Annotated in this window: 7 protein-coding genes; 4 read left to right on the top strand and 3 right to left on the bottom strand. The window is 72.1% G+C overall.

Annotation, left to right across the window (positions count from 1 at the left end):
• Together GL263_RS21380 and GL263_RS21375 are read left to right on the top strand one after the other, a co-directional pair.
• Window positions 1-661: RNA polymerase sigma factor (locus tag GL263_RS21380; protein ID WP_182857364.1), on the top strand; the 661-nt coding region annotated here is incomplete at its 5' end.
• Window positions 662-743: 82 nt separating this feature from the next.
• The gene (locus GL263_RS21375) at window positions 744-1,445 is read left to right on the top strand and encodes a hypothetical protein (RefSeq protein WP_182857363.1); all 702 of its coding nucleotides are present in this window, start codon (window positions 744-746) and stop codon (window positions 1,443-1,445) included.
• A 7-nt stretch (window positions 1,446-1,452) separates the two neighbouring features.
• On the opposite strand, the gene GL263_RS21370 is transcribed toward GL263_RS21375, so the two are convergent.
• Complete coding sequence (locus GL263_RS21370) at window positions 1,453-1,707, bottom strand: DUF7660 family protein (RefSeq protein ID WP_182857362.1); 255 nt, start codon at window positions 1,705-1,707, stop codon at window positions 1,453-1,455.
• Window positions 1,708-1,795: 88 nt separating this feature from the next.
• Window positions 1,796-2,224: a VOC family protein gene (locus GL263_RS21365; protein WP_182857361.1), complete on the bottom strand. Its 429-nt coding sequence runs from the start codon at window positions 2,222-2,224 to the stop codon at window positions 1,796-1,798.
• Between the two features lie 476 nt (window positions 2,225-2,700).
• Here GL263_RS21365 and GL263_RS21360 point away from each other — a divergent pair, with 476 nt between their 5' ends.
• On the top strand, window positions 2,701-3,276 hold the full coding sequence (locus GL263_RS21360) for a maltokinase N-terminal cap-like domain-containing protein (protein WP_182857360.1): 576 nt from the start codon (window positions 2,701-2,703) through the stop codon (window positions 3,274-3,276).
• Window positions 3,277-3,485: 209 nt separating this feature from the next.
• On the opposite strand, the gene GL263_RS21355 is transcribed toward GL263_RS21360, so the two are convergent.
• Window positions 3,486-4,430, bottom strand: coding sequence for a carbon-nitrogen hydrolase (locus GL263_RS21355; RefSeq protein WP_182857359.1), 945 nt, complete (start codon window positions 4,428-4,430; stop codon window positions 3,486-3,488).
• Between the two features lie 134 nt (window positions 4,431-4,564).
• On the opposite strand from GL263_RS21355, the gene GL263_RS21350 reads away from it, so the two are divergent.
• Window positions 4,565-4,987, top strand: a 423-nt coding sequence (locus tag GL263_RS21350) for a LacI family DNA-binding transcriptional regulator (RefSeq protein WP_182857358.1), incomplete at its 3' end; no start/stop codon positions are given.

The raw sequence follows: 4,987 nt of genomic DNA, 5'->3' as shown, positions 1-4,987 counted from the left end.
GGGCGTGGGTGGGCGGCTGGACGACTGGCAGGCCTTTGAGGAGGTCTATCAGGAGACCTCCCTGGCGGTGCTGCGGTATCTGCGTCGCAGACTCCCGGCCGGAGAGGCCGAGGACGCGCTGTCGGAGGTGTACCTGACGGCCTGGCGCAGGCGGCACGACCTGCGTGGCGAGGCCCTGCCCTGGCTGTACGGCATCGCGCGGCTGGTCGTGTCGAACGCGGTGCGGTCGGCTGGACGGGCGTACCGGCTGAGCGAGTTGATCCAACTGAACGCCGACGGTCGTCCCGGTACGGCCGCCGAGGAGAGCGCCGTGGGGCGGCTCGCCGCCGCGGACGCGATGGACCGCCTTTCCGAGACGGACAGAGAGGCGCTGGTATTGGTCGCCTGGGACGGGCTGAGCGCACGGCAGGCGGCGCGGGTGGTCGGTTGCGGGACCGCGACGTTCTCCGTCCGGCTGCATCGGGCGCGCAAACGCCTGGAGGCCCTGCTGGGCGAGGACAACTGCGGCGGCGAGGACTTCGCCGGACGCGGCGAGGGCGGCGAGCACAGGAAGGGTGAGGTGGACGGCGATGGGTCGGGACGTGGAGCGAACAAGGCGGTTGCTCTCGGGGAGCGATCCGGCGGGCGGGGTGGACCAGGTGCCGGACCGGACGCTCGCTGAAGTGGCCGTCGCGGCGCGGGCGTCGGCCGAGACGGAAACAGCGGGAACGGCATGGGTCGGGAGGCGGAGGAAGAGGATCTGGGTGGCTGCCGCACTGGTGGCGACCGCAGCCGCGACGGTGGCGGCCGTCATGGTCGTCCGGCCGACGGGCATCGGCGAGAGGAACGGTGTGGCGCCGACGGCGACGGTGGCTCCGCAGGCGGATGACCTGCTGCCGTCGGTCACGAGCACGGACTGGGTCAGCTACGCCGACCAGGTTGTGGTCGTCCGGCCCACCTCCGAGCAGGAGGTCCCGGCGTCCGCGGAGGAGCGCACGGCAGGCGAGGGGTACGTCGGACGCCGAGCCGTCATGACTGTGGGCGAGGTTCTGTGGAGTCGGTCCGGAGCGCCCGCCGTGCCGCGGTCACTGACGTTGGACGTCGCCGGCTGGGTGTCCAGGGGCGGTGAGCGGCGGGAGTTCGCGGTCCGGGGCACGTCCCGTCTGGAGATCGGCCACACCTACATCGTCGCCGTCGCGCGACTCGGCGACGGTACCTGGTCGACTCTGGGCAGTGGAGCCTCGTTGCCCTATGACGGTGGTGTCATCGGCAACGGCGAACTCGAAGGCACCACTGTGGAGGCGCGCCCGAAGCGCTCCGGGGACGGCGTCAGGGAGCGGATGGCCGGCCGGTCGGCACAGGAACTGACCGTCCTGTTGCGTCGAACCGTCCCCGACCCCGCCGCGGCCCGCCACGCGGACCTGCCACCGGAGGAGCGCCACGCGAGGGCCCGTGCCGAAAGCTGAGGCGGCTTCACTCGTAGTGGGCGGCGGCGCTCAGGGCTCTGGCAAGGAAGGTCCAGTCGCCGGCCTCGGGAAGTTCCTGACCGGCGTTGCGGTACCAGCCGGGGGAGTCCTCGATCCACGCGGCGAGGGCTTCGAGGAAGTGGTCGAGCGTCCTGTTCTCCCACTCGTGGCCCTGCCGGAGGTGCTCCTGGTGGAGAGCGCGGACGAACGCGGCCAGTTCCGCGTGGCTGTGCAGTCGGTCGTCGGCGGTGAGAGACGTCATGGGACCTCGTTTCCGGTTTCCATGTCGGGGGCGTGACAGAAGGGCGAGGGCCCCGCCGGCGCGTGGCGGGACCCTCGTGGAGCCGCCCTCAGGGACGGGCGTAGGGCCGGGTCATGATCTCCATGTTGTGGCCGTCCGGGTCGTCGAAGTAGGCGCCGCGACCGCCGAAGAGGTTGTTGGTCCGGCCGGGTTCGGTGTGGCTCGGGTCGGCGTAGTAGGTGACGCCGGCCGCCTCCAGCCGCGCGATCATGGCGTCGAACCGCGCCTCGGGGACGAGGAACGCGTAGTGCTGTGACTGGACTGGTTCGTCGCGCAGTTCGTAGTAGTCGAGCGTCACGCCGTTGCCCAGGTCGAGGGGGAGGAACGGACCGAAGGGCGCGCCGACCTCCAGCCCCAGGACAGTGGCGAGGAACTGCGCCGACCGCTGCCGGTCCGTGGCGTAGACGACGGTGTGGTTCAACTGGACGGATCCGGCCGCTTGTTCGTCGGCGGCGTGCTGCTGGTCGTCGTGCGGCATGAGTGTCGTGTGACTCCGGTTTCTCGATGAGCCTGTCGGCTGGCAGAAAGCCGTCGCGTGCGGCGGCGGTTGAGAACAAACGGAGAGGGGGCGGGGCTCTGGCCCGCCTCGCGCTCGCGCCGAGGCCGGGTGCCCTACTCGTGCGTGGCCCATGGCCGACCCGGCAGTCACATTTTTGATCGTAGGTCCGGCAGCTCCGCCGGGGCAACGGCGGACGCGCCGTCGACCCCTCGAAGGTCTGTCGAGGCGGCATCCGGTGATCTTCGTAGCAGGTGCCGAGCACCTTGGTGACGTGTACCGCCGCCGGCGCTCCGACGTCAGAAGTGGTTCCCGGGCGTCTCGGCGGCAACGGGCAACGGACAACTGGGTGGGACGCGGCCTCTGTTCGCCGCGCGCGGGATCGTGACGGGGCTTCGGGTAGGTTCGGTCAAGTCCCGTCGCGGGACGGGCCCGTACCGAAGCATGAGGGAGCTGGCGTGGCCACTGTCCACCGCACCACGATGAGTCCGACCAAGTTGGAGCTGCTCGCCGGCTGGTTGCCGAAGCAGAGCTGGTACGAGGGTGCCAGGGCGCCGGAACTCGCGGTGGCCGGAGGGTTCCGTCTGGACGATCCGGCGGGTGAGGTGGGGATCGAGGTCATGATCGTCGCGGACGCCTCCGCGCGGGAGACGGCGGCGTACCTGGTCCCGCTGGGCTACCGGGGCGAGCCCTTGGAGGACGCCCCGGCTGAGGCGTTGATCGGCACCTCCGAGCACGGGGTGCTCGGCACGCGTTGGATCTACGACGGTACCCACGACCCCGTGGTGATGACCCGGCTTCGGGCTCTCCTGCGCGGCGAGGCGACACCGCAGCACCAGAACGAGAGCGACACCCCGGACCCGAGCGTCACCGTGCACGGAGCTTGTCCGGATGACGGGTTCGAGGTCCGGGTCAGGCGAGTGCTGCGTTCGATGGAGGACGGCGGGGAGCTCTCGGGCGTCGTCGTCGCAGCGTGGACCCGGGTGGACGGAACGGCTACACGAGGCGTGGTCGCGGTCGCCGAGTCACGCTAGGCAGCGCGTGGGTAGTGGGTGGGCAGGCCACTGCCGGCCGTTCGCTCGCCCTTCCTCCCGGAGCGTTCCCTGCCACCGGCGGGGAGGACGGGCGTCGCGGCCGGTGAGGCCGACCGCCGCCCGTGATCGAACCTGCCGACCGGCCGGGCACGGCCCTCGCGCGAGGTGCCGCGCCCGGCGGAGGGGCCACGACGGGAGGGTCAGCCCGGTCAGCCCGTGGCGGTGAGCGGGGCGTAGGCGTCGGGGCGGCGGGTGGCGAGGAAGGGGAAGAGTTCCAGCCAGTCGCGTCGCGCGTCCAGGTCGAGGTCCGCGACGAGCACGGCGGGTTCGTCGCGCGGCGCCTGGGCGAGGACACGGCCGTACGGGTCGACGATGAACGAACTGCCGTAGAACGTCAGCCCGTTCTCCGCCCCGATGCGGTTCGGTACGACCATGAAGGTGGCGTTGGCGACGGCGTTGCCGGTGATCACCTTCTGCCAGATCGGCTGGGTGTCGAAGCCGGGGTGTCCGGGCTCGGAGCCGATCGCGGTCGGGTAGACGAGCACGTCCGCGCCGGCGAGCGAGTACGCCCGGGCCAGCTCGGGGAACCACTGGTCCCAGCAGGTGGGAAGCCCGAGGTTCGCCTCGTCCACGCGGACCACCGGGAACGCGTCGTCGCCGGCCGGGCCGGCCCGGAACCAGTGGTCCTCGTAGTAGCCCTCGGAGACGGGGATGTGGGTCTTGCGGGTGCGCTGGGCGAGGGTGCCGTCGGGGGCGACGAGGATCGCCGTGTTGTAGCCGAGGCCGTCGTCGGTGCCGTCGGGGGCGGGGGCCCGCTCGTAGAGGGAGGCGTGCACGTACACCCCGTACGCGCGGGCGGCCTCGGCGGCGAAGGTGAAGGTCGGCCCGGTCAGCAGTTCCTCGGGCTCGGCCGGCTCCGGGTGGTCGGCCTTGCGGACGACGGCGAAGTACGGCGAGAGCGTCAGCTCCTGCAGGCACACCACGCGCGCGCCCTCGGCGGCGGCGAGCCGGATGCCCTCCCGCAGGGCGGCCCGGTGCTCGGCCGGGTCGCGGTGCCACCGCTGCTGTACGGCGGCGACCCGCAGCGGGGACCGCTCGGCGGGACGGGTGCGCGTCGGGGACGCCGGCGGGTTGAACGCGGTGATCACGCGCATGGGGACTCCTGACCTCGTGGAGAGACGGACAACGCCGCCACGCGGCGTGTGCCGGAACGTTCCGGCAGGATCGAATGTAAGCCTTGCCGGAACGTTCCGGCAAGGGGTGGTGTCCGGCGCCTAGACTTCGACCCGTGAACTCCCGCCCCGCCACCATCGTCGACGTCGCCCGCGCCGCCGGGGTCTCCAAGAGCACCGCCTCCGACGCACTCCAGGGGTCAGGCCGGGTCGCCGAGGCCACCCGGCTCCGCGTCCGCGCGGCAGCCGAACAACTCGGCTACCGGCCCAACAGCGCCGCCCGACGCCTCCGCCGCGCCCGGACCGGCGCCATCGGCCTCCACCTCCCGCAGACCGCGACGCGGCTCGACTACTACATGAAGCTCGCCTTCGGCGCCGTCGCCCGCGCCCAGGAGGAGAACCTGGACGTCGTCCTCCTCGCCCCCGCCGCCCACACGAACGAACCGCTCGCCTCCCGCGTCGACGGACTGCTGGTCATCGACCCCGAAGCCGACGACACCGCCGTGCTGGAACTCCTCGCCGCCGGCGTCCCCGTCGTC

The sequence above is a fragment of the Streptomyces durbertensis genome, from assembly GCF_014156695.1.
Taxonomy (GTDB): domain Bacteria; phylum Actinomycetota; class Actinomycetes; order Streptomycetales; family Streptomycetaceae; genus Streptomyces; species Streptomyces durbertensis.
Note: the sequence above shows the minus strand (reverse complement) of the source record. Positions and strands in the feature narration are given on the sequence as shown.

Coding starts and splice junctions, on each gene's coding strand:
- GL263_RS21370 (WP_182857362.1), bottom strand. CDS start 1,707: ATGACGTCTCTCACCGCCGACGACCGACTGCACAGCCACGCGGAACTG.
- GL263_RS21365 (WP_182857361.1), bottom strand. CDS start 2,224: ATGCCGCACGACGACCAGCAGCACGCCGCCGACGAACAAGCGGCCGGA.
- GL263_RS21355 (WP_182857359.1), bottom strand. CDS start 4,430: ATGCGCGTGATCACCGCGTTCAACCCGCCGGCGTCCCCGACGCGCACC.